The following is a 26,333-nucleotide window of genomic DNA, read 5'->3' on the forward strand; positions in this document are numbered from 1 at the left end:
ACTTGTTAAAACAACACAGATTAAATAAGTCTGATTTGTCGTGCATTTTTGCTTCAATACGCTCTATTAATACATTTTTGTTTGATGATTTAAATTATTGTGCCCATTCAGTTAAACATAGTCGAAATCGACCATGTTTTCGAGTAACACCTAGGAGGGATTTGTTGAGTAATTGTCAATTTAAAGAATGAAATGTGGTATATTGCGGTTCGATTTCACCATTGATGCAATACCAATGACGTTAATCTGGTTGTTGTGGTCTGTATATTAGGGCTAACGCTAGCCGAATGGGTAATCGCTAAAATTGATATCTAGGGTCTGTTGATCTTTGCTGGTTAAATTTTGTTCGAGTTAAAAACGTTTTTATCGAGGCGAATGGATTGATGCCTAGTCATCTAAGCAAAATTCATTCAACAAAGAGTAAAACGTTTTTAGCCGAACCCTTCGGGCAGCGTTTGTTGGTCATTTTTACTGCGTTATCGACTTTTTATGTAGAATAACTACACCACAAAGTCTCTGCCTTATAACTCATGTTTAAGTAATGACCAACAATTCGCTGCAAAACCAACCTTGAAAGATCAACAGCCCCTAGCAACGCTGTGGTTCAGTAACAATTAAGCTTTTCTTCAGTCAACGTTAAGTTATTGGCAGGATAATAATTGTGAATTATTGTGATTTGATACAATTTTTTATAACAAAGACATCATCACATTACGCGGCCATTTCGTCGTACAAATATTTTGCATTTTTGTCGTTATGCGAAACAATTTCAACATATTAATAGAGTTTTTATGAAACGGACCTTACTTCTCGCACTATTTGTTTTTTCTAATGCAGCTACTGCTGTTGAGCCCTTATTTGAAACACCGCAAGACATGGAACCCACTTGGGTTGATGACATATTGTCGGTGTTTGGTGCAGATGGCGAGTTTGATGACACCAAAGCGATTGATATGAGCTATTTACCGACGGCTTATTACACCCCAGAAAAAAAGTTTGGTGTCGGGTTATTAATGGTTGGCTTGTATAAAACCGATAATGCATCGAGTGAAGAACAACCATCATCATTAGTATTGAATTCATTTGTATCTATGAATCAATCCTACGGTGTTCAAGTTGAAAATATGACGTTTTTAAACCAAGGTAAACAACGATTATTACTTGATTTAGAGCTGCACAATGAAGCGGCTGTTTATTATGGTGTCGGAATTGATGACGGCGATCAAGATCTTAATCATCATGAATTTGATGAACAGCTGTATAGTTTTAAACCTCGTTGGATGACCGAGATTGCCAGTCACTATTTCATTGGTATAGGGGCTGACTTTATTTACACCAGCGCCGACAGCTTAGAGTTGGTTTCCACTGGTTTGTCAGTAGATTCAAGTGATATTTTACCGAATAATTTTAGCTCTGGTGTGGTTGTTTCTAGTATTTATGATTCAAGGGATTATCGTTTAAATGCCACAAAAGGGTGGTTGTTTCAAGTTGATGCTGGATTATATCAAAATGATAAATTTGATTCGTTTTCTACATATAACATTGAGTTAGCCAATTATATTGACTTAAGTTCAATGCCGGGATTGATCGCTTGGCAAGTTCAAGGCCACCTTACCAGTGGAGACGTACCTTGGAGCTTGTTACCTGACCTTGGTGGCTCCGATGCGATGCGTGGTTACATTAGAGGTCGTTATCGAGATGAGCAAATGATGATGGGCCAAGTTGAATACCGCTTACCGATATTTCAACGTTATGGCATGGTCTTTTGGGGGGCAGTTGGCAGTGTAGCGCCTAAAGTGAGTGAGCTAACTGATACCTTATTAACGGCTTACGGCACCGGATTTCGCTTTAACATTAAAGACAATATTAATTTACGTCTTGATGTTGGGGTAGGTGAAAATGAAACTAATTTTTATTTAAATGTGAATGAAGTTTTTTAAGACAATGTTATTGTAAATGACACTATGTTTGATGATGCTTTTTAAGGCTCTATTTGTAGGTGACACTTTTTAAGTTAGTCATTGCCAAGGAAACAATAGATAGCGAAATGCCGATACCGATGATGATATTAATGATGCGAATAAAGCCTATGCTGACAAGATATCCTAATATTAGGGTATCTCCTTCGGCTTGTGTGGTGGGCACCAGAGTATTGATGATATTTGGTCTTTCATGTGGTTTGCTGCAAAGCAGCAGCGTACTAGCGGGTGAAAACCAAGATAAATGTCTAAAGACCTTCAATTATTCTATTTATCTTAGTGGGCTGCATACAGGTAAAATGACTCGTATTGAGAAATGGCAAGGTAAGTCAGCCATCATCACTTCAAAAAGTGAAGCCAGTATTTTGGGTATTGGCACTCAGTATCAACAGCGAAGCGAAGTATCATGGTCAAATATCACTAATGAATGGCTGACCGATAACTTTCATCAACAGGTTAGTGGTTTTCGCTCTCGAGACATGCACGTCACCGTGGCTAATAATGGTCTTGAATCTCGGGTTGATCTTGATGGCGATATAACGGCTTATCAATCAAAATCTATCCCTTTAAGGGATGTTGATACATTAGCCATTCAAATACGTGAATACCTTATTCTTGGTAGACAACAATTTGCTTTAGTAAGGCAGGCCTCTGATGCGCTTGAGCCTTATCAATACTATGTTAAAAGTGCAGTAACAGCGACTATACCCCCTTGGGGTGAAATGCAATTGATACCCGTTGAGCAAACGGGAGCCGATGAGGTAACCTATTTTTTTGCGCCAAGCATGAATTTTCAACTTGTAAAAGCCCATTATCATGGTTTCATTCTCCAAGGTCTTATTGAGCTTGATAGCTATGTGTCATCCTGCAATATCATTACAAAGAGTGCCCCATTAGGTTAACTAACCGACCTGTAACCGTTTTTATTTGAAGTCAGTGATAACAGCCTAATTGCTAATGCTTTACCGCGCTATTGAACCGACTTAAACCAATATCTATCGTCTATCATAGACTATTTTAAATGGTCGACTTGGCTTCCTGATGGCTTGAATATCAGTATACTTTACAACTGATATGCCAATTGGAGTGAACATGGCCAACGTGATCAATAAAGCCATTTTTAGTAGTAGAGTGTTCTCGATAAACCGAGTGACTTACCATACTCATCATCGGGTGATGAACCATATTGATCCCGTACAACAGGGTCGTTATTACAAGTTAAATTTTGTGTTGCGACAACCAAAAGTAGGTGAGGTGTTCAGCTGTGAAAAATGCATAGTGAATTTATGGGGGCGGGTGTATTTGTTTCGTCCTGATAAATATGAACACAGCGTGAGTAAGATTGAGTCAGGCAAACGTGTGCTATTAAGCTTGGCCTTAAATATTTAAACAAAAGCATTCACATTTCAGTATTCATATTTCAAAAAGCATATCTCAATCTTAAAATGCCAATATCCAACGCTAAACATTCAAAAGAAGGCACTAGCAGTGACAGTTTAACCTTCGTGAGCCAGCTTGGTGTTGGTGTGAATTTGTTGAGTTAACGCCGTTGTCGGTTGTTCTGGGCTATTTGGTACAGTGTATTGGCGTTTAGTGACCACTTTAACTCCCTCAGAAGAGAGTTTGAGATTTAAATCGCCATTAGGCACACAACAACAGGGTAGACACTGGTCGGCTTTAAGTTCTGCAAGAGGCTCGCAAAAATAGTTTACTTCTCCAGATATGACTGTGGTTTTACAAGCACCGCAAAATCCATTACGACACTCTGAAAATACTTTTACTTTTTTCGATTCAAGCGCTTCTAATAAACTTGAATGTTGGCCGTCAAACAAAATAACCGGCTGTCCTTTCAAGCTTATAATAGGCGCTTTTTTGAAAAACTTTTTATAGGTCAAAATCTAAAAACTCATCGCCATCAACAGAAGAGTCAATTTGACCAACAAGATAAGATGACACTTCTACTTCTTGTGGGGCAACTTGCACAGCATCACTTTCTAACCAATTCTTCATCCACGGTAACGGGTTTGATTGATCTGGATACGGTTGTGGTAAATGTACCGACTTCATCCGTTGGTTCGTAATAAATTCAACATACTGACATAGAATTTGTTCATTTAAGCCTATCATTGAACCGTCTTTGAATAAGTATTTAGCCCATTCTTTTTCTTGCTCTGCTGCTTTGACGAATAAGTCATACGCTTCTTGTTTACACTCAGCAGCAATTTCGCCCATTTCTGGATCGTCTTTACCGCCTTGCATTAGGCTTAATATGTGTTGAGTACTGTTAAGGTGTAATGCTTCGTCACGGGCAATTAAACGAATAATTTTAGCGTTGCCTTCCATGACACGACGCTCTGCAAAGGCAAACGAACACGCAAAACTGACATAGAAACGAATAGCTTCTAAGGCGTTAACTGACATCATGCATAAATACAGTGATTTTTTTAGGATACGTGAGTTAACCGTAATTGATTCACCATCGATAACGTGAGTACCTTCACCTAAGAGGTTATTAATCTGGGTGAGTTTAATCAGGTCATCATAATAAGCCGCAATATCACCAGCACGCTTTAATATTTCTTCATTCTGGACAATATCGTCAAATACGACTGAAGGGTCGTTAACAATATTACGAATGATATGAGTATATGAACGTGAGTGAATGGTTTCAGAAAACGACCATGTTTCAATCCACGTTTCTAATTCTGGCAGCGATACCAAAGGCAAAAATGCCACATTTGGTGAACGACCTTGGATAGAATCGAGTAAGGTTTGGTATTTAAGATTAGATAAGAAAATGTGTTTTTCGTGATCAGGTAAATCACCGAAATCAATTTTGTCACGGCTGACATCAACTTCTTCTGGACGCCAGAAAAACGATAATTGCTTTTCAATCAACTTTTCGAATACTTCATATTTTTGTTGATCGTAGCGGGCCACATTAACCGATTGACCGAAAAACATAGGTTCTTTGGTTGAATCGTTAGGTGTTTGACAAAATGTAGAGTAAGCCATTATTTAGGTGTCCTGATAACGCATTTTCCAAAAAGCGGGGAAGACCCCGCTAAATATTGATAAAGTGATGATTAGATCTTACACGCACCGCCACCGCAGCCATCGTCTTCTTCTTCGACAGCGATAATGTCATCAAACTGATCAGAGGCACCGTCGCGAGTATTATGATAATACAATGTTTTAATGCCCAGTTTGTATACGCTTAGTAAATCTTTGAGCAATGTCTGCATCGGCACTCGACCGCCTTCAAAACGGCTTGGGTCGTAATTAGTGTTAGCTGATATTGCTTGGTCAATAAACTTCTGCATTAAACCAACAAGTTGAATGTAACCATCATTATTAGGCATGTTCCAAAGTAATTCGTACTTGTCTTTAAGTACATCAAAGTCTGGTACTACTTGTTTTAGTTGACCGTCTTTACTAGCTTTTACGCTGATTAAACCACGTGGAGGCTCAATACCATTAGTCGCGTTTGATATTTGCGATGAAGTTTCAGACGGCATTAATGCAGAAAGCGTTGAGTTACGCAAACCGTATTGTTTAATATCGCTACGTAAACTTTCCCAATCCATGTGCAATGGCTCGTCACAAATTTTGTCTAAATCGCGCTTGTAGGTGTCGATGGGTAAAATACCCTTTGAGTACGTTGTCTCGTGGAATAACGGACATGCGCCTTGCTCTTTTGCCAAGTTCATTGACGCTTTAAGCAAATAGAACTGAATCGCTTCAAAGGTTTTGTGGGTTAAGTTATTAGCTGAACCGTCTGAGTACTTTTTACCATTCTTGGCTAAGTAATTAGCAAAGTTAATGACACCAATACCGAGGGTACGACGATTCATTGAACTCGTTTGCGCTGCTTTAATTGGGTAATCTTGGTAATCAAGTAAGTTATCTAATGCACGTACGGCTAAATCAGCTAACGGCTCAAGCTCAGATAAATCTTGGATTGCACCTAAGTTAAGTGCTGACAAGGTACATAACGCAATTTCACCGTCTGGATCATTGATGTTATTCAGTGGCTTAGTCGGCAAGGCAATTTCTAAACACAAGTTAGATTGCTTAATTGGTGCCACTTTTGAATCGAATGGACTGTGGGTATTACAATGATCTACGTTTTGAATATAAATACGGCCAGTAGAAGCACGCTCTTGCATCATCAATGAAAACAGTTCAACGGCTTTAATTTGTTTTTTACGGACACTGCTGTCTTGCTCATACTGAAGATATAAACGTTCAAATTCGACTTGATCTTCAAAGAATGCATCGTAAAGGCCAGGCACGTCTGATGGACTGAATAGGCTAATGTATTCACCTTTAATCAAACGTTGGTACATTAATTTGTTTAACTGCACACCGTAGTCAAGATGACGTACACGGTTGTCGTCAACACCACGGTTGTTTTTCAATACAAGTAGCGATTCAACTTCTAAATGCCATAAAGGATAGAAAAGGGTCGCTGCACCACCACGTACGCCGCCTTGAGAGCATGACTTAACCGCAGTTTGGAAATACTTATAAAATGGTAAACACCCTGTGTGGAATGCTTCGCCGCCACGAATAGGGCTGCCTAATGCACGAATACGACCAGCATTAATACCAATACCTGCACGTTGGCTCACGTATTTAACGATAGAAGATGCGGTTGCATTGATTGAATCTAAGCTGTCATCACACTCAATTAATACACATGAGCTGAACTGACGGGTAGGTGTTCGCACACCAGCCATAATTGGCGTCGGTAGAGAAATCTTAAATAACGATGTCGCATCGTAGAAATCTTTAATGTATTTCAGACGGATTTCTTTTGGATATCGAGCAAATAAGCATGCAGCCACCAAAATGTACAAAAACTGTGCGCTTTCGTATATTTCATGAGACACACGATTTTGTACTAGGTATTTACCTTCAAGTTGCTTTACTGCAGCATACGAGAAGTTCATGTCACGCCAGTGATCAATATAGGTATCAAGAATGTCTAATTCTTCGCGGCTGTAGTCAGCCAATATATGCTTGTCATATTTACCAATTTCAACCAACTTGGTGACATGATCATATAACTTAGGCGGTTCAAATTGACCAAAGGCTCTTTTACGTAAATGGAATACCGCTAAACGGGCTGCCAAAAACTGGTAATCAGGTGATTCTGGGGAGATCAAATCAGCCGCAGCTTTAATGATGGTTTCATGAATGGCTTCAGTCGGAATGCCGTCAAAAAACTGCAGGTGAGATCGAAGTTCTACTTCAGATACTGAGACGTTTTTTAATCCCTTGGCTGCCCAAGTGATCACGCGATGAATTTTATCTAAATCGATCGGTTCACGTTCGCCACTGCGTTTAGTGACTGTCATATTGCTATTCATTGAAGAGAGGCCTTGGTTCTATATCAAAACATGTGATCTGTTGTTGGATGCCGTGCTGCTGGATTCGATCCGAATCAGTTACAAAACAATTCCATGTTAAAACAATCAAGCTTAATGTATTCACAACATAGTATAAATACCAATACATTTAGTTAGCATCTACGTTCTTTATAATGTAAAGGCGTAGTGTTTTGATTGTCAGCCACACACAAGATATGGTGCTATTTAAAATCTTAGATACAAGATAATGAGGTTTGAGCCTTTTTGCAAGCCACAATTTCATTAACTTGTTGTGGATAACTTGAGGATAAACCGCAGGGTTAGTGACGGCTAACCCTAGAGCCCAAATTTATAACGAGTTTTTGATAAGTGATATTTTTTCAACCGTTAAATGAGAAAAATTCGATCGCTACAATAAACAGCGATCAATAAATTATGCTCATTTTTATATTGATCTTTTACCACTTTTGATCGTCAAGTGATCGTGATCATAATCAATAATTGGTGATTCACCATAAAGACTCATTTGTTGATATCCCATCACTGAATGTCATTATGCTGCAAAAAATTGTTTTAACGATGCACCGTGTTTAAATTGACATCTTGACGGCCATAAATCGGGCGTATCATGGGGTGATAAATATCCCCAAAGCGCGACACCTCCAAGCATATTAGCATTATGTGCAGCGACTAAATCACGCTCTGCGTCACCTAAATACAAAATATGTTCTGGTGGTGTTGCTATTTGCTGCGCCGCTAACAACATTGGTGCCGTATGTGGTTTGGCATAACGGGTGCTGTCACCACTAATGATTGCTTTAAGCTGATGAGTTAAATTTAGTTTTTCAATGAGAGGTCGAGCAAAACGAGCAGGTTTATTGGTCACCACCCCATAAGGGATACCTTGCTGATCTAATAATGTCAGCAGTTCAGGTAAATCTGTAAACAAGCGGCTGTAATCGCCATTAATACGGGCATAGTGGTGTAGTAACCCTTGTTGAATACGGATTTGCAATGCTTCATCAGCATCCGGAATAGCCGTTTTAACCAAAAATAAACTGCCGTGAGAGGCTGCATGACGCATTTTATCGAGTGGCTGAGCGCTAAAACCCGCATCATCCAAACTCAAATTAAGCGCATGTATCAAATCTGGTGCTGTGTCAGCAAGTGTGCCGTCAAGATCAAATAAGACCCCTTTAACATCATTTTTATGCACTGTGATGTTCCTAAAATGAGATGTTTAATGCCACAATAAAGTGACCAATACAGAAGGGAAGTGACTGACGAACCGCTATTGTGCTTATCGTCAGCGTCATATCATCGAGTGATATCAATCGTCTATCGTTTAAGCGAATGCTTATAATCGCGCTTAATCGATTATTGATAGCACTTAGTTAGTCGCTGATTTTCTGAGTGGCGATCATATAGTTCACATCAACACTTTTAGTGTACTTAAATACCCCAGATAATGGATTGTAGGTAATACCTAAGGCGTCTCTACACAGTAAGTCAGTGTTGTCGACTAATGCTATCAGTTCAGATGGTCGAATGAACTTACTGTGGTCATGGGTGCCGATAGGTAACATTTTTAATAAATATTCAGCACCAATAATGGTTTGCAGGTAAGACATTATATTACGGTTAATTGTGGAGAAAAATACAAAGCCGTTAGGTTTTACCGTGTCACAACATGCTTGAATGACCGATTGTGGATCGGGCACATGCTCAAGCATTTCCATGCACGTCACTACATCGTAATATTCACGGTGGTTATCTCGGTGTGCTTCTGCTGTCGTTTTTAGGTAATTGACCGCAACGCCGGACTCCAAGGCATGCAGTTTTGCTATTTCGAGGGGTTCGGTCCCCATATCAATACCGTCAACATGTGCGCCTAAACGCGCCATACTTTCTGACAAAATGCCACCACCACAGCCAACATCAAGCACTTTTTTATCAAAAATACCGTCAGCGGTTTGGTCAATGTAGTTTAAACGCAGTGGATTAAGTAAATGTAATGGCTTGAACTCGCCATTGAGATCCCACCATGTTTGTGCCATGGCTTCAAATTTTGCTATTTCGAGGGGATCAACATTGGGTGTCGATTGTTCAGCATGTGACATAACGTAACCTAATTGTTTAAAAATCTATGGCGGCTATTATAGCGATAACCTTTACGAATAAAAGTGAACAATGGCTACCATTGTTCACACTTGCTTATAAAATATCCATTTATGAGCGTTAAATTGTTATTTGGCATTCATCGGTGATGAGATCCTAAATTCATTAACGTTAATTATTGTTAAAAAATAACCGTATATTAGCTATTTAATAAACTAAATTAGCTGTAAATATTAGCTTTTTTACAATTTTTAATAGTGAGAGAGGATTTGGCTGGTCTTTGCTCTGGCGACATTAAATATCTGTGTTAGAATGCCAAATCACGTTTTTAAGCTAGATAATAATATGGAAGTTTTATTGTCAGCTCACTTTAGAGGAACGCGCAGTTTATGACTGATCTGGCATCATCTATTTCGCCAATTAACATCGAAGACGAACTTAAGAATTCTTACCTTGATTATGCTATGAGCGTAATTGTAGGTCGTGCATTACCTGACGTCCGTGACGGTTTAAAACCTGTTCATCGTCGAGTATTGTTCGCAATGAGCGAATTAAAAAACGATTGGAACAAACCATATAAAAAATCTGCTCGTGTTGTTGGTGACGTAATTGGTAAGTATCACCCGCATGGTGATACTGCTGTATACGATACGATTGTACGTATGGCGCAACCTTTCTCGTTACGCTACACATTAGTTGACGGACAAGGTAACTTTGGTTCTGTCGATGGTGACTCCGCGGCAGCGATGCGTTACACCGAAATTCGCATGCAAAAGTTGGCGCATTCATTATTAGCCGACCTTGAAAAAGAAACTGTGGATTTTGTGCCTAACTACGATGGCACCGAGATGATACCTGCAGTGTTACCAACACGCGTACCGAACCTATTAATCAATGGTTCATCAGGTATTGCAGTTGGTATGGCCACCAATATCCCACCACATAACTTAACGGAAGTGGTGAAGGGCTGTTTAGCGTTAATCGATGAGCCAAGCTTGTCAATTGAACAGTTAATGGAATACATTCCTGGTCCCGATTTCCCAACAGCTGCTTCAATAAATGGTCGTAAAGGCATTATCGATGCTTATAACACTGGCCGTGGCCGCGCAATCATGCGCTCAAAAGCTGATATCGAAACGGATGATCATGGCCGTGAACGTATTATCGTTCATGAAATACCATATCAAGTTAACAAAGCCCGTTTGATTGAAAAAATTGCCGAGCTTGTTAAAGATAAAAAATTAGAAGGTATCAGTGGCCTACGTGACGAGTCTGATAAAGACGGTATGCGTATTGTTATTGAAATCAAACGTGGTGAAGTGGGTGAGGTTGTACTAAACAACTTATATTCTCAAACTCAAATGCAGTGTTCTTTTGGTATCAACATGGTGGCATTGACTAACGGTCAGCCTAAATTGTTTAACCTTAAAGAAATGCTTGAGTGTTTTATTCTTCATCGCCGTGAAGTAGTAACACGCCGCACCGTATTTGAATTACGTAAAGCTCGCGAACGTGCTCATGTTCTTGAAGCGCTTGCTATCGCACTCGCTAACATCGACCCGATTATTGCGCTAATTAAAGCATCACCTACGCCTGCCGAAGCCAAAGCAAAGTTAGTGGCACAAGGTTGGGAGTTAGGTCATGTGCAAGGCATGCTTGAAAAAGCTGGTGATGATGCTGCACGTCCGGAATGGTTAGAGCCTGAGTTCGGTATCCGTGATGGTCAGTACTATCTAACCGAACAACAAGCACAAGCTATTTTGGAATTACGTCTGCACCGTTTAACCGGTCTAGAACATGACAAGATTTTAGCTGAATATGAAGAGCTTTTAGTTCTGATTGCTGGTTTATTATTCATTCTTCGCACTCCATCACGTTTGATGGAAGTGATTAAAGAAGAATTAGAAGAAATACTTGAGCAATATGGTGATGAGCGCCGCACTATTATCAACGCTAACGAAATTGATATGAGTCTTGAAGACTTGATCAATGAAGAAGATGTTGTTGTGACCTTATCTCACTTAGGCTACGCAAAATACCAAGTACTGTCTGATTACCAAGCGCAGCGTCGTGGTGGTAAAGGTAAAGCGGCTACTAAAGTAAAAGATGAAGATTTTGTCGAAAAGTTATTAGTGGCAAACACTCATGACACCATCTTGTGCTTCTCTGACTTTGGTAAGATGTACTGGCTGAAAGTGTATCAATTACCGTTGGCAAGTCGTACTGCTCGTGGACGTCCAATTGTTAACTTATTACCACTTTCTGACGGTGAGCACATTACTGCAATCCTACCGGTACGTGAATACGCAGATGATAAATTTATCATTATGGCTACAGCACACGGTACTGTTAAGAAAACAGCATTAACTGCATACAGTAATCCTCGTGCAAACGGTATTATTGCGGTTAACTTAAAAGATGGCGATCAGTTAATCGGCGTTGATATTACCGAAGGTAGTGACGACATCATGTTGTTTTCTAACGAAGGTAAAGTAGTTCGCTTTAACGAGAAAGCGCGTGATTCAGAAACCGGTGAAGTGAAACGTGATGCTGAAACGGGTGAAGAAGTTATTGCATTACGTCCTATGGGCCGTACCGCAACCGGTGTTCGTGGTATTAAGCTTGAAGATGGTCAAAAAGTAGTTTCACTGATTGTCCCTAAAGGTGATGGTGCTATTTTAACGGTAACAGAAAATGGTTACGGTAAGCGTACTGAACTGAGCGAATACCCAGCTAAGAGCCGTGGCACTAAAGGTGTGGTATCGATTAAAGTCAGCGACCGTAATGGTCCTGTAGTCGGCGCTGTACAAGTGGGCGAGTTTGACGAAATCATGTTGATCAGTAACAAAGGTACGTTAGTTCGTACTCCTGCTGAAGGGGTATCAATTATTGGTCGTAACACTCAAGGTGTGACTATCATTCGTACTGCTGAAGACGAGAAAGTCGTTGGTTTACAGCGTATTGAAGAAATTCAAACTGAAGAATTGTTAGACGAAGAAGGCAATGTGATTGTGCCTGCTGATATCATTGAAGGCGAAGTTGCTGAAGGTGAGTCAACTGAATCGACCGATTCTGATGTGGAAAGTGATGTAGAGAACGACGAACAGGATTAACCTGCTGGCGAACTTTGCAGCTTCAATAACGAGCGCCTTAGGGCGCTCGTTTTATTTTACGGAAAAATATTCATCAAAATAGACGGATAGCCCCCTATTCAACAGGTGCTAAAATCCTTAGTATTAATGCTCTTATTTGAAGAATAAAAACCGAGTCAAGGAGTTGTCTGTGAGTGCGATTTATAATTTCTGTGCTGGACCTGCGATGTTACCTCAAGCTGTGATGCAAAAAGCACAACAGGAATTAATTGATTGGAATGGCCTAGGTGTTTCCGTGATGGAAATTAGCCATCGTAGTAAAGAATTTATTGCACTGACTAAGCAAGCTGAAATCACCTTGCGTAAGTTGATGCACATTCCTGATAATTACCATGTGTTATTTATGCACGGTGGTGGTCGCGCCCAGTTTTCGAATGTGGTGAATAATTTTTTGGGTGAGAATGGCAGCGCACTTTATTTAGTTAGCGGCCAATGGTCATCATCTGCAGTGACGGAAGCAAAAAAATTAGTCAATGAAAGCCAAATCGACACGCTTAATATTGTTGAGCAAGTTGATGGGCTTAATCAGGTGGTATTGCCTGATTTAACTGCAATCGATAAAGATTATCGATATGTGCATTATTGTTCTAACGAAACCGTCGATGGCATTGAAATTTTTGAAGAGTTAGATAGCCCATGGCCCATTGTTGCTGATTTATCATCAACCATCATGTCGCATCATATCGACGTTAGTAAATACGGACTTATTTATGCTGGCGCGCAAAAAAATATTGGTCCATCTGGCTTGTCGATTGTGATTGTGCGTGACGATATGCTAACACTTCCTAGTCTGCCGCAATCATCTATAATGGATTATCGTATTGCTGTTGAATATGACTCTATGTTTAACACCCCACCTACATTTGCCTGGTATTTAGCTTCAGAAGTGTTTGCATGGTTAGAGGCAAATGGCGGTGTCAGTGCTATGGCTGAAGTGAACAAGCAAAAAGCAGCGTTATTGTATGAGTGTATCGACAACAATCCATTTTATAAAAATGGTGTAGCGCCACATAATCGCTCACGAATGAACGTGACGTTCCAACTTGTTGATAATAGCTTAGACGCTGAGTTTTTAAAGCACGCGGAGCAGGCGGGTTTAGTCGCGTTAAAAGGTCACCGCGTTGTGGGTGGTATGCGTGCGAGCATTTATAATGCGATGCCACTTGAAGGTGTACAAAAGTTAGTTGATTTTATGAATAACTTTGCAATACAGCACAGCTAATCTAAAAAGCTAATTTAACAGCAGCTTGGGTTATAAGTACAAAAAAGCGAATGCCAAACAGCATTCGCTTTTTTGTACTGAGAATCCATATTTTAAGGCTTTAATTTACAACGCAGCAAGGTATGACCTAGGCCAATATTGTCGATATCTTCATCAACATACAAGCCTGCTTCAATAATCATGTTAAGCATATCTTTACTGTGGTACATGCGGCTATTCCCATTAGCTATAGCCGTAAAATATAATGATGTTGCATTAACGCAATACGCCCCAGCTTCATGGGGTTGCCTGTCCCAATAGGTTTCTAATATACACAATTCACTATCGGGTTTCATGGCTGCTGCAGTGCGTTTAAGAATAGTGATAATTTGCTGCTTAGAAAAACAATCTAAAAATTGGCTCATCCAATATAAATCACCGCCTTGGCAGAAAGGCTTATCGTTATCAAGTAAGTCTGTTTCAAATGGATATACCCTGTCAGTAACTAAATTTACCTTGGCATTTTCCATTGCTACAGCAAGTTGACCGGGCAAATCCATAATGGTGACTTTGACATCTTTATTATAACGGGTGCATGCAAACGCCCATTTACCCGTATTTCCGCCAACATCAATGATATGGGCTGGTTGAGATTTAAATATCAAGGGTAGTAGGCTATCAAAAGCATGATCTGAGTAGTAATGATCAAACTCAAACCAGCTCTTTTTAGTTTGTTCAGGTAGCTGACTTAACCCTGGGTAAATTGTCTCCCAATCGCCTAAGTGTTTAAGCCCGATGGCTTTGCCTTGTTTTAAAGAATCATCAAGTTCAAACAAGCCTTGATAGCAAACATCATGGATAAAGTTAAGGTTTTTTGAGGCCATATCATCATGTAATAAAAAGTGGCCTGTTTTATCGAGACGATAACAATCATCCTTACACCAAAAAATCCCCATGCTTAATCCCATATCAAGCAACACATGAATGGCATATTCAGATAATTCACTCCCTTTTTTCAGTTGAACGAGGCTAATACCTTGCTCACCAGCTTGATCAATTTTGGCGAGTAAACCAAATTGACTTAAGCAGCGTGCTACTTGAAAACTAACGGGTGCAAAAGCAATTTTTTGTGCTTCAAATTTGGCATCAAAAGCAGACATTTTTTTAGGAGATTGATAAAAAGACATTAGAAACGTTAACTTAAAGATGAGAAAAATATTGATATTAGATTAGCAAATAAATGTCACTAAGGTTTTGACCTAGTTCTAGTTTTCGTTTTTTTAGGTTAACAATAATAAACAACAGCTAAATATTATCTGGGATTCGTCCGATTAATTTAACTAGATCGGGTGTTTACATAGCTTTGCGTAACCTTACTTTACTGGACGTCATTATTAACCCAATCTTAACCCTGCTGGATGTATGGTATTTCTATGGTGTCATTACACACTTGGAGACATAATGAATTTACCCATCTCGATTAAAGCACAGGCGTTAAACCTACATTTACGTTCATTACAATTTACCAAGCACAAAAGGTTGGCTTTCGCTTATCTTGCATTGGCGATAGTGCCATTTGTTATTGCTCAGTTATTGGGTATGGAATTTACTGGTGTCTATAGCAGTGTGCTAGGTGCCGTTAATTTAATTGCAATGATGGTTTTCTTTATGCAATTTCCGCTAGCTGGACGGCTAAAGCATTTGCCATTATTTGCCAACATAGACTGGGGGATCACCAAGCATAAACAGTTAGGTAAATATCTCGGTATTTTCTTCTTCTTACATCCCATATTAATTGTATTACCCAAAGGCTTCATTTCTATAGATGACTTGTGGTTAAGCATTGTCAGTGTGGTGACGTCATCAAATATGTTAACAGGAATAATAGCTTGGTTAACAATGGTTGTTTGGGTATTAATGTCGGTTTATAAAGACAAGCTCAATCTACGCTATGAGACCTGGCGTTTATTGCATGTTATTGGTTTTGCAATTATTGCTACGTTGGCGACACTGCATGTGACAACCATTGGAAGTCATGGACAATTTAATCATGCATTTAATATCATTTGGTGGTCGTTGTACTGTGTGTCGATGGCATTGTTAATTTATAACTACTTCATTAAGCCATGCAATATTAAAAAACATCCTTACGCCATTAATGCACTTGAAAAAATCAGTGAGTGCGATTGGAAACTGAGTATTAAATCCAAAACAGCGCAATCATTAAATTACCAAGCAGGTCAGTTTGTGTGGATTAACACCAGTGGTAATCCTTATAACTTGGAACAACATCCTTTTTCGATAGTAACCGCTTCTCAACAGCACAAAATGATATCGTTTATTATTAGGGAGTTAGGTGACTACACTTCATCATTAAGTCAACTGGAATTAGGGTCAACTGTTTATGTTGATGGTCCTTACGGCAATATGACACTTGAGCAAGCTGATTTAGCGAGAGGAATAACGTTAATTGCCGCTGGTGCAGGTATTGCACCCATACTAGGTTTATTACGACAACTAGCAGAACAACACGATCCTCGTCCAATTAGACTTATTTACGCTAATCATACACTCGATCGTATGGTCTGTTTATATGAGCTAATAGCACTAGAACAAACCATGGTCGATTTTAAGCTGACATTAGTGTGTGAACATATTGAAAATAACGATCTTTTGAGTGGCCGTCATGTAGCGAAAGGATTTATTGATTTACAGCAGATTGCTGCCAGTGTCACATCAGAATTACAAACCCAGTGGGCGTTTTATTTATGTGGCCCCAAACCAATGTTAACGGCCACGACTGGTCATTTTAAGCAACTGGGTGTGGCAAATAATCAAATCCATTTTGAACAACTTGCATTTTAATTAGGAGCAAAAGATGCCTATTAAGCAAATTTCTGGTTGTATTGGTTGCGAAGCTTGTGTCAAAAGTTGTCCGACTGATGTGATTCATATGAATAAAGAAACAAACAAAGCTGAAATACGTTATCCGGAAGATTGTCAGATCTGTCACCTGTGCAGATTATATTGTCCTGTAGGGGCAATCACCATCACAGCAGATAAAAATATTCCCGTCATGGTGTCTTGGAGGTAATAATGAAACCTGAACAAAATTTATCTCGTCGTCAATTTATCGGCATAGCAGGCGGAATCGCTGGAGCTGCAGCATTCGCTAGTATTCCATTTGACGCGCCCGCACAAGAGAATAAACCTAAGATAAACAGCAAAGACTTTACTATCGATAATCGTGAGCTTGATGTGCTGATTATAGGTGGTGGCATGGCGGGTTTATTTGCTGCCGTAAAAGCCCATGATGCAGGCGCGAAAACCCTAATAGTATCCAAAGGCCGAATCGGTAGCTCAGGGTTAACGCCTTTTGCAAAAGGGATTTTTAGTTACGATAAAGACAATGCCATCATGAGTATTGATGAATTTGTTGCCCAAGTAACAGAATCTGCTATTCAGACTAATAATCCTGTATTTACAAGACAATTAGCTGAGCATTCTTATGATCGAGTACAAGAGCTTAAGGCATGGGGATTCTTTGATTCACCACTTTATCATCATAGTTTTATGAAGCCCCTCAACGAACGTAATATTCCCGTTGAGGAACGTATCATGATAACTCATTTGTTAAAGCAAGATGGCAGGGTTGTAGGCGCCTCAGGTTTTAGTTTAGATGAATTAAAAATCGTTCATTATCATGCCAAAACAGTGGTCTTGTGTACTGGGTCGGGTGGTTTCAAACCCAGTGGTTTTCCTGTATGTGATTTAACCCATGACGGCACCATTATGGCTTATAAAATTGGCGCTAAAGTAACGGGTAAAGAATGGAACGATGGACATCCCGGTTCGGCTAAGAATTCAGGTTCTTGTTACGACAATTGGCATGGTCAAATTGAAGAAAAACCATCAGTTACAGCGGCTGAAATTCATCATGACTTGGGTGTCGATATGAATTATCAAGCTTATACTCAGGGGGCTCCGGTAATGATGATGCCACCACAGCATGCAGGAAAGAGTGAACAAAACCAGGCAGCTAAACTTGACTCATTTCCAGCAGGTCCATTTGTACCAGATGTATTTAAACGTTCAGGACCACCACCACGTCCACAAGAAGAAGGCTTTATAAGAACGTTAATTTCAGGTAAAGGTCACTCAGGTCCTCCGGGGATGGGAGGCAATCAAGTAGGTGGTTCAAGTGCAGGTATGGCAATTCACAAATCAGAAGGATTGGTGCCAATTAATGAGCAAGGGTTATCCACTATACCCGGATTATATGCTGCTGGTGATGCTTTAGGTTCATATATGTCTGGCGGTATTTATACACAAATTGGTTCATCTCTTTCAGGTTCGGCCGTGCAGGGCGCTATTGCGGGTGAAGCGGCAGCTAAAGACAGTTTAAATATCAAAGGAAAACTAACGGTTTCTGAAGCATATTTAGCTTTAGTTAACCAGCAGATACTCGAACCATTGACGCGTAAACGGGGTTATAGCCCCGCGTGGGTAACCCAAGTATTACAAGGCGTGATGATCCCTAATTTTGTGCTTTATATTAAAAAGGAACGCATGATGCAAGCAGCATTGGCCTATGTAGAAGAGCTCAATGAACATCATGTTCCGATGCTCATGGCTGATGATCTCCATGCGCTGCGTTTGGCTCATGAAACTGAAAACATGATTGTTACCGCAGAAATGAAACTCAAGGCATCAATTATGCGTACAGAAAGTCGTTGCAGTCATTATCGTTTAGATTACCCAGACGTTGATTATGAAAACTGGCAAGCATGGATCAATATCTCTAAAGATACCAATGGCAATATGCGATTAGAAAAGCAACACTTTGATAGCTGGCCAAACTTTAGTTAAATGAGTAGCTGAGTTAATAACAAACAGCCGACTCAAGGAGTCGGCTGTTTCATTATGGTCAGTCCTAGTAATAACGACTTATAGTACAGCAGCTATCGATTTAGCAAGGTAATCAACGTTTGCTTCACTAATACCGGCAATACTGATGCGGCTTGAACCGACCATATAGACGCTATATTGCTGTTTCAATGCGGCAACTTGTTGTGGGTTAACACCTAGAAATGAAAACATACCTTTTTGATGAGCGATAAAACTAAAGTCGCGGTCAACACCATTGGCGGCTAATTGCTCAACCAACATAGTGCGGTTACCGTTAATACGATCTCGCATCACTTTAAGCTCATCTAACCATTGTTGCTTAAGCGCTGGCGTCCCTAAAATGGTTTCAACAATCGCAGCGCCATGAGCAGGTGGCATTGAATAAATACAGCGCACTACATACAACAATACTGATAGTGCGACATCTGCCGTTGCACTGTCTTTAGCTACAATAGAGCAAGCACCAATACGTTCGCGGTATAAGCCGAAGTTTTTGGAACAAGAGCTACATAAAATCATGTTTTCAACTGATGCGGCCATTTGGCGAACACCATAAGCATCTTCATCAACACCATCGCCAAAACCTTGGTAAGCCATGTCAATTAATGGTGTGAAACCTTGCTTAGCCGTTATCTTAACGACTTCATCCCACTGCTCAGGCGTTAAATCCATACCACTAGGGTTATGGCAACAAGCATGCAATAACACCACATCATCTTTACCAATGGTATTTAACGCCGCCATCATCTGTTCAAATTTGAGAGTTTTAGTATTGTAGTCGTAATATGGATAGGTTTTAACCGTAATACCAGCAGCCTCAAATAAACCTGTGTGATTTGCCCAAGTTGGATCGCTCACCCATAACACCGCATTAGGATTACAACGTTTAATAAAGTCTGCTGCAACACGCAGGGCACCTGTTCCACCAGGGGTAGACACTGTACGCACTCGGTTAGCCAGTAATGCTGTGTGGCTAGCACCAAAGGCTAATTCACCCATTAACTGGTTAAACGATGCTGAACCCGTAGGGCCGATGTAGACTTTGGTTGTTTCTGTGTCTAAACGAATTTTTTCAGCTGCTTTAACGCAATCTAAAATGGGCGTATGGCCAACAGGGTCTTTGTAAACGCCGACACCTAAATCGACTTTATTTGGGTGACTGTCTTCACGATATTGAGTTAGCAGACCTAAAATAGGATCAGCAGGTAAGGCTGTTAGGGTATTGAACATGAATAGAACCTTATATTAGCTATTTGCCCTAAGCATAACGTGCTTTAAACAAAGAGATAAAGTCATAATTGATCGCTATCTCAATTAATTGAATATTGAGATTTTTTCATCTGCAAAGTTTACTGAACGGATAAATAATACTGTCATATCGATAAATTATCTGCTGTAATGGTGCTCCATTACATTGTTTTGCTCTGTTCTTAACGAGTAAACGAGTATTAGCAGGTGTAAATGGCAATAAAATGAATTATTGGTACTAGCAATAATCGTCATTATCCGTATTCTGTTAGCCTGTAATGGTAATAATTAATTAACAATTACCAAGTTAACCCCTGTAATGAATTTGTTCCACTTGATTTACGCTGTCTGGCAATAAATGAGTGATGTTAACCACCAAGATTAAAACGAACTTAATCTTTAGCAAAAAGAAGAAAGCGAATGAAGCAACTGCGTCTTAATCCTATTACTTGTATAGATGGCGAAATTAATATTCCCGGATCTAAAAGTATTTCAAACCGTGCATTATTATTAGCGACACTTGCCAAAGGCAGCACCACACTTACAAACTTGCTCGATTCAGATGATATTCGTTATATGTTGGCATCGCTTAAGCAACTGGGTATTAACTATAAGTTAAGTGATGATAAGACAGTGTGTACTGTTGAGGGGAATGCAGGGCCAATTTCATCGGATGCTGCGCAAAGTTTGTTTTTAGGCAATGCCGGTACTGCAATGCGTCCATTGTGTGCAGCCTTAACGTTAGGGCAAGGAGAGTTTACCTTAACTGGCGAGCCACGAATGGAAGAACGTCCGATTGGCGATTTAGTCGATGCACTTCGTCAATTAGGCGCAGATGTGACTTACCTTAAAAATGACGGTTTTCCACCATTAACAATTAAGGCCACTGGACTTAATGGCGGCGATGTCGAAATTGCTGGTGATTTATCAAGCCAGTTTTTAACGGCACTGCTAATGGTCGCGCCGCTGACTAAAGACAGCGTCAATATTAAGATCAAAGGTGAACTTGTTTCCAAACCTTATATTGATATCACCATCGCGTTAATGAAACAGTTTGGTGTTGAAGTGATTAATCATCAATATCAACGATTCGAAATTAAAGCCGGCCAACAATATGTATCACCTGGAAAAGTGCTTGTGGAAGGTGATGCATCATCTGCATCATATTTTCTTGCCGCCGGAGCTATCCAAGGTGGTGAAGTTAAAGTAACGGGCGTGGGCCGCTTAAGCATTCAAGGCGATGTAAAGTTTGCAGATGCCTTGGCGCAAATGGGGGCTGACATAGAGTGGGGTGATGATTTCATTATTGCCAGAAAATCGAATCTTAGTGCCATTGAAATGGACATGAATCATATTCCAGATGCAGCAATGACCATTGCAACAGCGGCATTATTTGCTAAAGGCACTACAAAACTGACCAATATCTACAATTGGCGTATTAAAGAAACCGACCGTTTAGCCGCTATGGCCACTGAATTACGTAAAGTAGGCGCGATTGTTGAGGAAGGCTACGATTACATTACCATCACACCACCTGAAGCATTAAATACGGCGGCGATTAACACCTACAATGATCATCGTATGGCGATGTGTTTCTCATTAATGGCATTTGCTGATTGTGGCATCACTATCAATGATCCTGACTGTACGTCTAAAACATTCCCAGATTACTTTGACCAATTTTTACAGTTGGCTAAATAACACCGTATAGCTATAGTCAAATTGGCCATTTTGCATATAAGGTATGTGTATAAGGACGATCTTGATTTTAATAACTGAAAATTCATCAGTAATTAACATTTTTTTGTTATACAATGCGCGCGCTTATTTTGACGAACCCTTTATCTTTTTCAGGGACGATAGATTATTTTCGGAGGAACTTATGTCAGAACGATCTCCAGTGATCACAGTTGATGGCCCTAGCGGTGCAGGGAAAGGGACAATCTGCCAATTATTGGCGCAGCATTTAGGTTGGCATTTATTAGACAGTGGTGCAATTTATCGTGTTTTAGCCTTAGCCGCTATTCATCATGATGTTGAACTAGAAAACGAAGAAGCACTGACGTTATTAGCTGCACATCTTGATGTTCAATTTTTGACTGGCACTGAGAAAGATGCGATTAAAGTGATTCTTGAGGGTGAAGATGTCACCACGACGATTCGTACCCAAGAATGCTCAAATGCAGCATCCTTAGTGGCCGCGTTACCGCGTGTACGTGAGGCATTATTACGTCGCCAACGGGCTTTTTGTGTCAAACCTGGTTTAGTCGCTGACGGACGCGATATGGGTACGGTGGTTTTTTCTAAAGCACCGGTAAAAATATTTTTAACTGCATCTGCTGAAGAACGGGCTCAAAGACGCTATAATCAGTTGCAGGACAAGGGCTTCGATGTTAAAATCGATCGCCTTTTAGCTGAAATTATTGAACGAGACGACCGCGACATCAATCGCGCCGCTTCGCCATTAGTCCCAGCTGATGACGCACTTGTTATTGATACAAGTGGTGTAGGTATAGATGATGTATTAAAGCAGGTGCTTGAATACGTTAAACAAAAAATTACTGTTACGTAGGCGAATTGTCGTTTATTGTGCAGTAGGTATTCGTGTTAAGGATGACATGAATAATATTACTAGACTCCACATCTAGGATGGATGGTGGTTTTAAATATGAAGTAACCTAAAACATGACTGAATCTTTTGCTGATCTATTTGAACAATCCCTTGAAACTTTAGAGTTCCGTCCAGGTTCTATCGTCCGTGGTACAGTTGTTGCCATCGAAAACGGTATGGTACTTGTTGACGCTGGTCTTAAGTCTGAAAGCCCAATCAATGCTGACGAATTCAAAAACGCACAAGGTGTTTTAGAAATTCAAGTTGGTGATGAAGTTGACGTAGCCCTTGACTCTGTTGAAGATGGCTTCGGTGAGACTCAATTGTCTCGCGAAAAAGCTAAGCGTCATGAAGCTTGGATTGTTCTAGAAAAAGCGTACGAAGATGCTGAAACTGTAATCGGTATCATTAATGGTAAAGTTAAAGGCGGTTTCACTGTTGAATTAAACGGTATCCGTGCCTTCTTACCAGGTTCTCTAGTTGATGTGCGCCCAGTTCGCGACACCGCTCACTTAGAGTACAAAGAATTAGAATTCAAAGTTATCAAGCTTGACCAGAAGCGTAACAACGTTGTTGTTTCTCGTCGTGCAGTTATCGAATCTGAAAGCAGTGCTGAACGTGATACTCTTCTTGAGAATCTACAAGAAGGCCAAGCTGTTAAAGGTATCGTTAAAAACCTTACTGACTACGGTGCATTCGTAGACTTAGGTGGTGTTGACGGTCTTTTACATATCACTGATATGGCTTGGAAACGTGTTAAGCACCCATCAGAAATCGTTAATGTTGGTGACGAAATCAACGTTAAAGTACTTAAGTATGACCGTGAGCGTACTCGCGTATCACTAGGTCTTAAGCAACTTGGCGAAGATCCATGGTTAGAAATCAGCAAGCGTTACCCAGAAAGCACTAAGCTTACTGGTCGCGTAACAAACTTAACTGACTACGGTTGCTTCGTCGAAATCGAAGAAGGCGTTGAAGGTTTAGTACACGTTTCTGAAATGGATTGGACTAACAAAAACATTCACCCATCTAAAGTTGTTAACTTAGGTGATGAAGTTGAAGTGTTAGTACTAGACATCGATGAAGAACGTCGTCGTATTTCTCTAGGCCTTAAACAGTGTAAAGTTAACCCATGGGATGACTTCGCAACTAAGTTTAACAAAGGCGACAAAGTATCTGGTAAGATCAAGTCAATCACTGACTTCGGTATCTTTATCGGTCTTGACGGTGGAATCGATGGTCTTGTTCACTTATCTGACATTTCTTGGAACGGTACTGGCGAAGATGCAGTTTCTGAATACAAGAAAGGCGACGAAATCCATGCAGTGGTTCTTTCAGTAGACCCAGAGCGTGAGCGCATCAGTTTAGGTGTTAAGCAAACTGAAGATGATCCATTCAACGCATACTTAGCTGACAAGAAGAAAGGCACCGTAGTTCACGGTACTGTTTCTGCTGTTGACGCTAAAGGTGTTACAGTTGAATTAGCAGAAACAGTTGAAGGCTACATTCGTGTTGCTGACATCTCTGCAGATCGTATCGAAGATGCATCTACTGTATACTCAGTAGGCGATGCAATCGAAGCTAAGTTCATGGGTGTAGATCGTAAGAATCGTTCTATCAGCTTATCTATCAAAGCGAAAGATGAAGCTGAACAGAAAGAAGCGATTGCTACTTTGAACAAGCAAGACGAAGTTGTAATGAGCAGCGCAATGGCTGAAGCATTTAAAGCAGCTCGTAAGTAATCGAAGATCGTCTGTTGTATGGGGACGTGGTCCCCATTAGGCGACTGTGTTTGGCTTGATAATATGGAATAGCTAAGATGACAAAATCTGAACTTATCGAAAAACTTGCCACTAGGCAGTCGCAACTGTCGGCGAAAGAAGTGGAAAGTGCAATCAAAGAAATGTTGGAGCAAATGGCAACAACATTAGAAAGCGGTGATCGTATCGAAATCCGTGGATTTGGTAGTTTTTCACTTCACTATCGTGCACCGCGTATGGGCCGTAATCCAAAAACAGGAACCTCTGTTGACTTGGAAGGCAAATATGTACCGCACTTTAAGCCAGGCAAAGAACTGCGCGAACGTGTCGATGCTGTTAATCTTTGATTAACGCTTTAAAAAAAGCCTCCTTTTGGAGGCTTTTTTGTATCTAATGTCAGTCAATGCTGGTCAGCTCAGTAAAATTCTTGGATAATCATTATATTGATGCGCCTGTATGGAGAATAGCGTGAGATCATTTATTGCAATTATATTAGTAGGATTGTTATTTGTTTTAGCATTATTATTTGGTGCTAAAAATGAACAAGTGGTTACCTTAAGTTACTTTATTGCCGAAGGGCAGTATCGGTTACCTGTGGTACTAGCAGTAGTCTTTTTCAGCGGTTTTATCATCAGCTGGATATTTGCCTGTTATCACATCATTAAGCTAAAACTTGCGTTACGTAAAAGTAACAAAGCGTTGAAAAAACTTACCGCTGCTGACACAACAAGCGTTGCAGTAACGCCTAAGGACCAAGCCGCCTAGTATGCTAGAAATCTTGTTCTTGTTATTGCCTATCGCTGCCGGTTATGGATGGTACATGGGACGACGCAGTATTCGTCATAACGATAGCCAGCATAGTAAAAAGTTAAGCCGAGATTATTTTACTGGGCTTAATTTTTTATTGTCGAACGAGTCTGATAAAGCGGTCGATCTATTTATAAGTATGCTTGATGTTGATGATGAAACTATCGACACTCATTTATCGTTAGGGTCACTCTTTCGCAAGCGTGGTGAAGTAGACCGCTCAATCCGTATTCATCAAAACTTGATTGCTAGGCCGAGTTTGACCAATGAGCAGCGTGATATAGCCATGATGGAGTTGGGTAAAGATTATATGGCTGCAGGTTTTTACGACCGAGCCGAAGAGATTTTTATTAATTTAGTCAGTCAAGATGACCACAGTGAAGAAGCTGAAACACAACTTCTGTTAATCTACCAAGTGACTAAAGAGTGGCAAAGTGCCATCGATATTACTAAACGATTACCTCGGAAACGCCAGCAAGTGCTCAAATGCACCACTGCACACTTTTATTGCCAACTCGCTGATGAAGCTAATGACGATGCAGATAAAATTAAAAAACTGCAGCAAGCCATTAAGCAAGACTCAAAATGCGGCCGAGCTTGGTTAACCTTAGCTAAAATTTATCTCGATGCTGGCCAATTTGATTTATGTAAACAAGCGTTACAACAACTCAAAGTGGCTGACATTGACTTATTTGCTGACGGTGTTTCAATTGCGAAACAAGTCTATAGAGACACTCAAGACCCCGATGGTTTTCACGAACTGCTTGCTAAAGCAATTGCAGATGGCGCGGGTGCCAGTGTGGTTGTGGCTCTTGCTGAACACAAAATAAGTCTTAATCAACATCAAAGTGCCGAAACCATGATGCTGGATAACCTCTATCGTCATCCGACAATGAAGGGTTTTCAGCACTTAATGAAATTACATATTAAACAAGCTGAAGATGGGCAGGCGAAACAAAGTTTATCTATGCTTGAACAGCTGGTAGAACAACAAATTAAATTTCGCCCTAGTTATCGCTGTACTGCCTGCGGTTTTCCGTCTCATGGTTTATATTGGCATTGTCCATCATGTAAACAATGGGGCAGTATCAAGCGTATCAAAGGGCTTGATGGTGAATAACGTCATCATCGCACTCACGACACTATAATAAATGTACTAACACAAGCTATTGCC

21 protein-coding genes are annotated in these 26,333 nt (G+C 40.2%); 14 read left to right on the top strand and 7 right to left on the bottom strand.

Annotation, left to right across the window (positions count from 1 at the left end):
- Positions 1-791 precede the first annotated feature (791 nt).
- The 3 genes from ABIS04_RS08880 (at position 792) to ABIS04_RS08890 (ending at position 3,368) form a co-directional block, all read left to right on the top strand.
- A complete protein-coding gene (locus ABIS04_RS08880) occupies positions 792-1,940 on the top strand; it encodes a BamA/TamA family outer membrane protein (protein ID WP_350433217.1) in 1,149 nt (382 codons plus the stop codon).
- Positions 1,941-2,155: 215 nt separating this feature from the next.
- Positions 2,156-2,881: a hypothetical protein gene (locus ABIS04_RS08885; protein WP_371833635.1), complete on the top strand. Its 726-nt coding sequence runs from the start codon at positions 2,156-2,158 to the stop codon at positions 2,879-2,881.
- A 190-nt stretch (positions 2,882-3,071) separates the two neighbouring features.
- The gene (locus tag ABIS04_RS08890; protein WP_350433219.1) at positions 3,072-3,368 is read left to right on the top strand and encodes a 2OG-Fe(II) oxygenase; all 297 of its coding nucleotides are present in this window, start codon (positions 3,072-3,074) and stop codon (positions 3,366-3,368) included.
- A 107-nt stretch (positions 3,369-3,475) separates the two neighbouring features.
- On the opposite strand, the gene yfaE is transcribed toward ABIS04_RS08890, so the two are convergent.
- From yfaE to ubiG, 5 genes are all read right to left on the bottom strand, one after another.
- A complete protein-coding gene (gene yfaE / locus ABIS04_RS08895; protein ID WP_137227257.1) occupies positions 3,476-3,874 on the bottom strand; it encodes a class I ribonucleotide reductase maintenance protein YfaE in 399 nt (132 codons plus the stop codon).
- Positions 3,864-4,994, bottom strand: coding sequence for a class Ia ribonucleoside-diphosphate reductase subunit beta (gene nrdB / locus ABIS04_RS08900; RefSeq protein ID WP_137227256.1), 1,131 nt, complete (start codon positions 4,992-4,994; stop codon positions 3,864-3,866). Before nrdB ends, yfaE begins: the two co-directional genes overlap by 11 nt.
- 71 nt (positions 4,995-5,065) lie before the next feature.
- The gene (gene nrdA / locus ABIS04_RS08905; protein ID WP_350433220.1) at positions 5,066-7,354 is read right to left on the bottom strand and encodes a class 1a ribonucleoside-diphosphate reductase subunit alpha; all 2,289 of its coding nucleotides are present in this window, start codon (positions 7,352-7,354) and stop codon (positions 5,066-5,068) included.
- Between the two features lie 553 nt (positions 7,355-7,907).
- A complete protein-coding gene (locus ABIS04_RS08910) occupies positions 7,908-8,570 on the bottom strand; it encodes an HAD-IA family hydrolase (protein WP_350433221.1) in 663 nt (220 codons plus the stop codon).
- Between the two features lie 178 nt (positions 8,571-8,748).
- Positions 8,749-9,474 carry a bifunctional 2-polyprenyl-6-hydroxyphenol methylase/3-demethylubiquinol 3-O-methyltransferase UbiG gene (ubiG, locus tag ABIS04_RS08915; RefSeq protein ID WP_350433222.1) on the bottom strand — a complete coding sequence of 242 codons (726 nt, stop codon included), beginning with the start codon at positions 9,472-9,474 and terminating at the stop codon, positions 8,749-8,751.
- Positions 9,475-9,861: 387 nt separating this feature from the next.
- On the opposite strand from ubiG, the gene gyrA reads away from it, so the two are divergent.
- Both gyrA and serC read left to right on the top strand, forming a co-directional pair.
- Positions 9,862-12,585, top strand: a complete 2,724-nt coding sequence (gene gyrA / locus ABIS04_RS08920; RefSeq protein ID WP_350433223.1) for a DNA gyrase subunit A — start codon at positions 9,862-9,864, stop codon at positions 12,583-12,585.
- A gap of 169 nt (positions 12,586-12,754) precedes the next feature.
- A complete protein-coding gene (gene serC, locus ABIS04_RS08925) occupies positions 12,755-13,846 on the top strand; it encodes a 3-phosphoserine/phosphohydroxythreonine transaminase (RefSeq protein WP_350433224.1) in 1,092 nt (363 codons plus the stop codon).
- Between the two features lie 92 nt (positions 13,847-13,938).
- Here serC and ABIS04_RS08930 read toward each other — a convergent pair whose 3' ends face one another.
- Positions 13,939-15,012, bottom strand: coding sequence for a methyltransferase (locus ABIS04_RS08930; RefSeq protein ID WP_350433225.1), 1,074 nt, complete (start codon positions 15,010-15,012; stop codon positions 13,939-13,941).
- A gap of 274 nt (positions 15,013-15,286) precedes the next feature.
- On the opposite strand from ABIS04_RS08930, the gene ABIS04_RS08935 reads away from it, so the two are divergent.
- From ABIS04_RS08935 to ABIS04_RS08945, 3 genes are read left to right on the top strand one after another with little or no spacing between them, the layout of a single operon-like run.
- Positions 15,287-16,690, top strand: a complete 1,404-nt coding sequence (locus ABIS04_RS08935; protein WP_350433226.1) for a ferric reductase-like transmembrane domain-containing protein — start codon at positions 15,287-15,289, stop codon at positions 16,688-16,690.
- A 13-nt stretch (positions 16,691-16,703) separates the two neighbouring features.
- Entirely contained in the window at positions 16,704-16,919 is a 216-nt protein-coding gene (locus ABIS04_RS08940; RefSeq protein ID WP_350433227.1) for a 4Fe-4S binding protein, read from the top strand.
- A gap of 2 nt (positions 16,920-16,921) precedes the next feature.
- Positions 16,922-18,694, top strand: coding sequence for an FAD-binding protein (locus tag ABIS04_RS08945; protein WP_350433228.1), 1,773 nt, complete (start codon positions 16,922-16,924; stop codon positions 18,692-18,694).
- Between the two features lie 78 nt (positions 18,695-18,772).
- Here ABIS04_RS08945 and ABIS04_RS08950 read toward each other — a convergent pair whose 3' ends face one another.
- A complete protein-coding gene (locus tag ABIS04_RS08950; RefSeq protein WP_350433229.1) occupies positions 18,773-19,963 on the bottom strand; it encodes an amino acid aminotransferase in 1,191 nt (396 codons plus the stop codon).
- 438 nt (positions 19,964-20,401) lie between these two features.
- Between ABIS04_RS08950 and aroA the strand changes: the two genes are divergently transcribed.
- The 6 genes from aroA (at position 20,402) to lapB (ending at position 26,279) form a co-directional block, all read left to right on the top strand.
- Positions 20,402-21,682 carry a 3-phosphoshikimate 1-carboxyvinyltransferase gene (gene aroA / locus ABIS04_RS08955; protein ID WP_350433230.1) on the top strand — a complete coding sequence of 427 codons (1,281 nt, stop codon included), beginning with the start codon at positions 20,402-20,404 and terminating at the stop codon, positions 21,680-21,682.
- Between the two features lie 181 nt (positions 21,683-21,863).
- The gene (gene cmk, locus ABIS04_RS08960; protein ID WP_137227244.1) at positions 21,864-22,553 is read left to right on the top strand and encodes a (d)CMP kinase; all 690 of its coding nucleotides are present in this window, start codon (positions 21,864-21,866) and stop codon (positions 22,551-22,553) included.
- A gap of 113 nt (positions 22,554-22,666) precedes the next feature.
- Positions 22,667-24,334, top strand: coding sequence for a 30S ribosomal protein S1 (gene rpsA, locus ABIS04_RS08965; RefSeq protein ID WP_137227243.1), 1,668 nt, complete (start codon positions 22,667-22,669; stop codon positions 24,332-24,334).
- 77 nt (positions 24,335-24,411) lie between these two features.
- Positions 24,412-24,699: an integration host factor subunit beta gene (ihfB, locus tag ABIS04_RS08970; protein WP_137227242.1), complete on the top strand. Its 288-nt coding sequence runs from the start codon at positions 24,412-24,414 to the stop codon at positions 24,697-24,699.
- A 121-nt stretch (positions 24,700-24,820) separates the two neighbouring features.
- Positions 24,821-25,117, top strand: coding sequence for a LapA family protein (locus tag ABIS04_RS08975; RefSeq protein WP_137227241.1), 297 nt, complete (start codon positions 24,821-24,823; stop codon positions 25,115-25,117).
- A gap of 1 nt (position 25,118) precedes the next feature.
- Positions 25,119-26,279, top strand: a complete 1,161-nt coding sequence (gene lapB / locus ABIS04_RS08980) for a lipopolysaccharide assembly protein LapB (protein WP_350433231.1) — start codon at positions 25,119-25,121, stop codon at positions 26,277-26,279.
- The last annotated feature ends 54 nt before the right edge of the window (positions 26,280-26,333 follow it).

It is taken from the genome of Shewanella sp. H8 (genome assembly GCF_040285065.1).
Lineage (GTDB): Bacteria > Pseudomonadota > Gammaproteobacteria > Enterobacterales > Shewanellaceae > Shewanella > Shewanella polaris.

Bases quoted from the DNA above. Each gene is read 5' to 3' on its own strand.
- ABIS04_RS08880 (WP_350433217.1), top strand. From the start codon at position 792: ATGAAACGGACCTTACTTCTCGCACTATTTGTTTTTTCTAATGCAGCT.
- ABIS04_RS08885 (WP_371833635.1), top strand. From the start codon at position 2,156: ATGATATTTGGTCTTTCATGTGGTTTGCTGCAAAGCAGCAGCGTACTA.
- ABIS04_RS08890 (WP_350433219.1), top strand. From the start codon at position 3,072: ATGGCCAACGTGATCAATAAAGCCATTTTTAGTAGTAGAGTGTTCTCG.
- nrdB (WP_137227256.1), bottom strand. From the start codon at position 4,994: ATGGCTTACTCTACATTTTGTCAAACACCTAACGATTCAACCAAAGAA.
- nrdA (WP_350433220.1), bottom strand. From the start codon at position 7,354: ATGAATAGCAATATGACAGTCACTAAACGCAGTGGCGAACGTGAACCG.
- ubiG (WP_350433222.1), bottom strand. From the start codon at position 9,474: ATGTCACATGCTGAACAATCGACACCCAATGTTGATCCCCTCGAAATA.
- gyrA (WP_350433223.1), top strand. From the start codon at position 9,862: ATGACTGATCTGGCATCATCTATTTCGCCAATTAACATCGAAGACGAA.
- ABIS04_RS08930 (WP_350433225.1), bottom strand. From the start codon at position 15,012: ATGTCTTTTTATCAATCTCCTAAAAAAATGTCTGCTTTTGATGCCAAA.
- ABIS04_RS08935 (WP_350433226.1), top strand. From the start codon at position 15,287: ATGAATTTACCCATCTCGATTAAAGCACAGGCGTTAAACCTACATTTA.
- ABIS04_RS08940 (WP_350433227.1), top strand. From the start codon at position 16,704: ATGCCTATTAAGCAAATTTCTGGTTGTATTGGTTGCGAAGCTTGTGTC.
- ABIS04_RS08945 (WP_350433228.1), top strand. From the start codon at position 16,922: ATGAAACCTGAACAAAATTTATCTCGTCGTCAATTTATCGGCATAGCA.
- ABIS04_RS08950 (WP_350433229.1), bottom strand. From the start codon at position 19,963: ATGTTCAATACCCTAACAGCCTTACCTGCTGATCCTATTTTAGGTCTG.
- aroA (WP_350433230.1), top strand. From the start codon at position 20,402: ATGAAGCAACTGCGTCTTAATCCTATTACTTGTATAGATGGCGAAATT.
- cmk (WP_137227244.1), top strand. From the start codon at position 21,864: ATGTCAGAACGATCTCCAGTGATCACAGTTGATGGCCCTAGCGGTGCA.
- rpsA (WP_137227243.1), top strand. From the start codon at position 22,667: ATGACTGAATCTTTTGCTGATCTATTTGAACAATCCCTTGAAACTTTA.
- ihfB (WP_137227242.1), top strand. From the start codon at position 24,412: ATGACAAAATCTGAACTTATCGAAAAACTTGCCACTAGGCAGTCGCAA.
- lapB (WP_350433231.1), top strand. From the start codon at position 25,119: ATGCTAGAAATCTTGTTCTTGTTATTGCCTATCGCTGCCGGTTATGGA.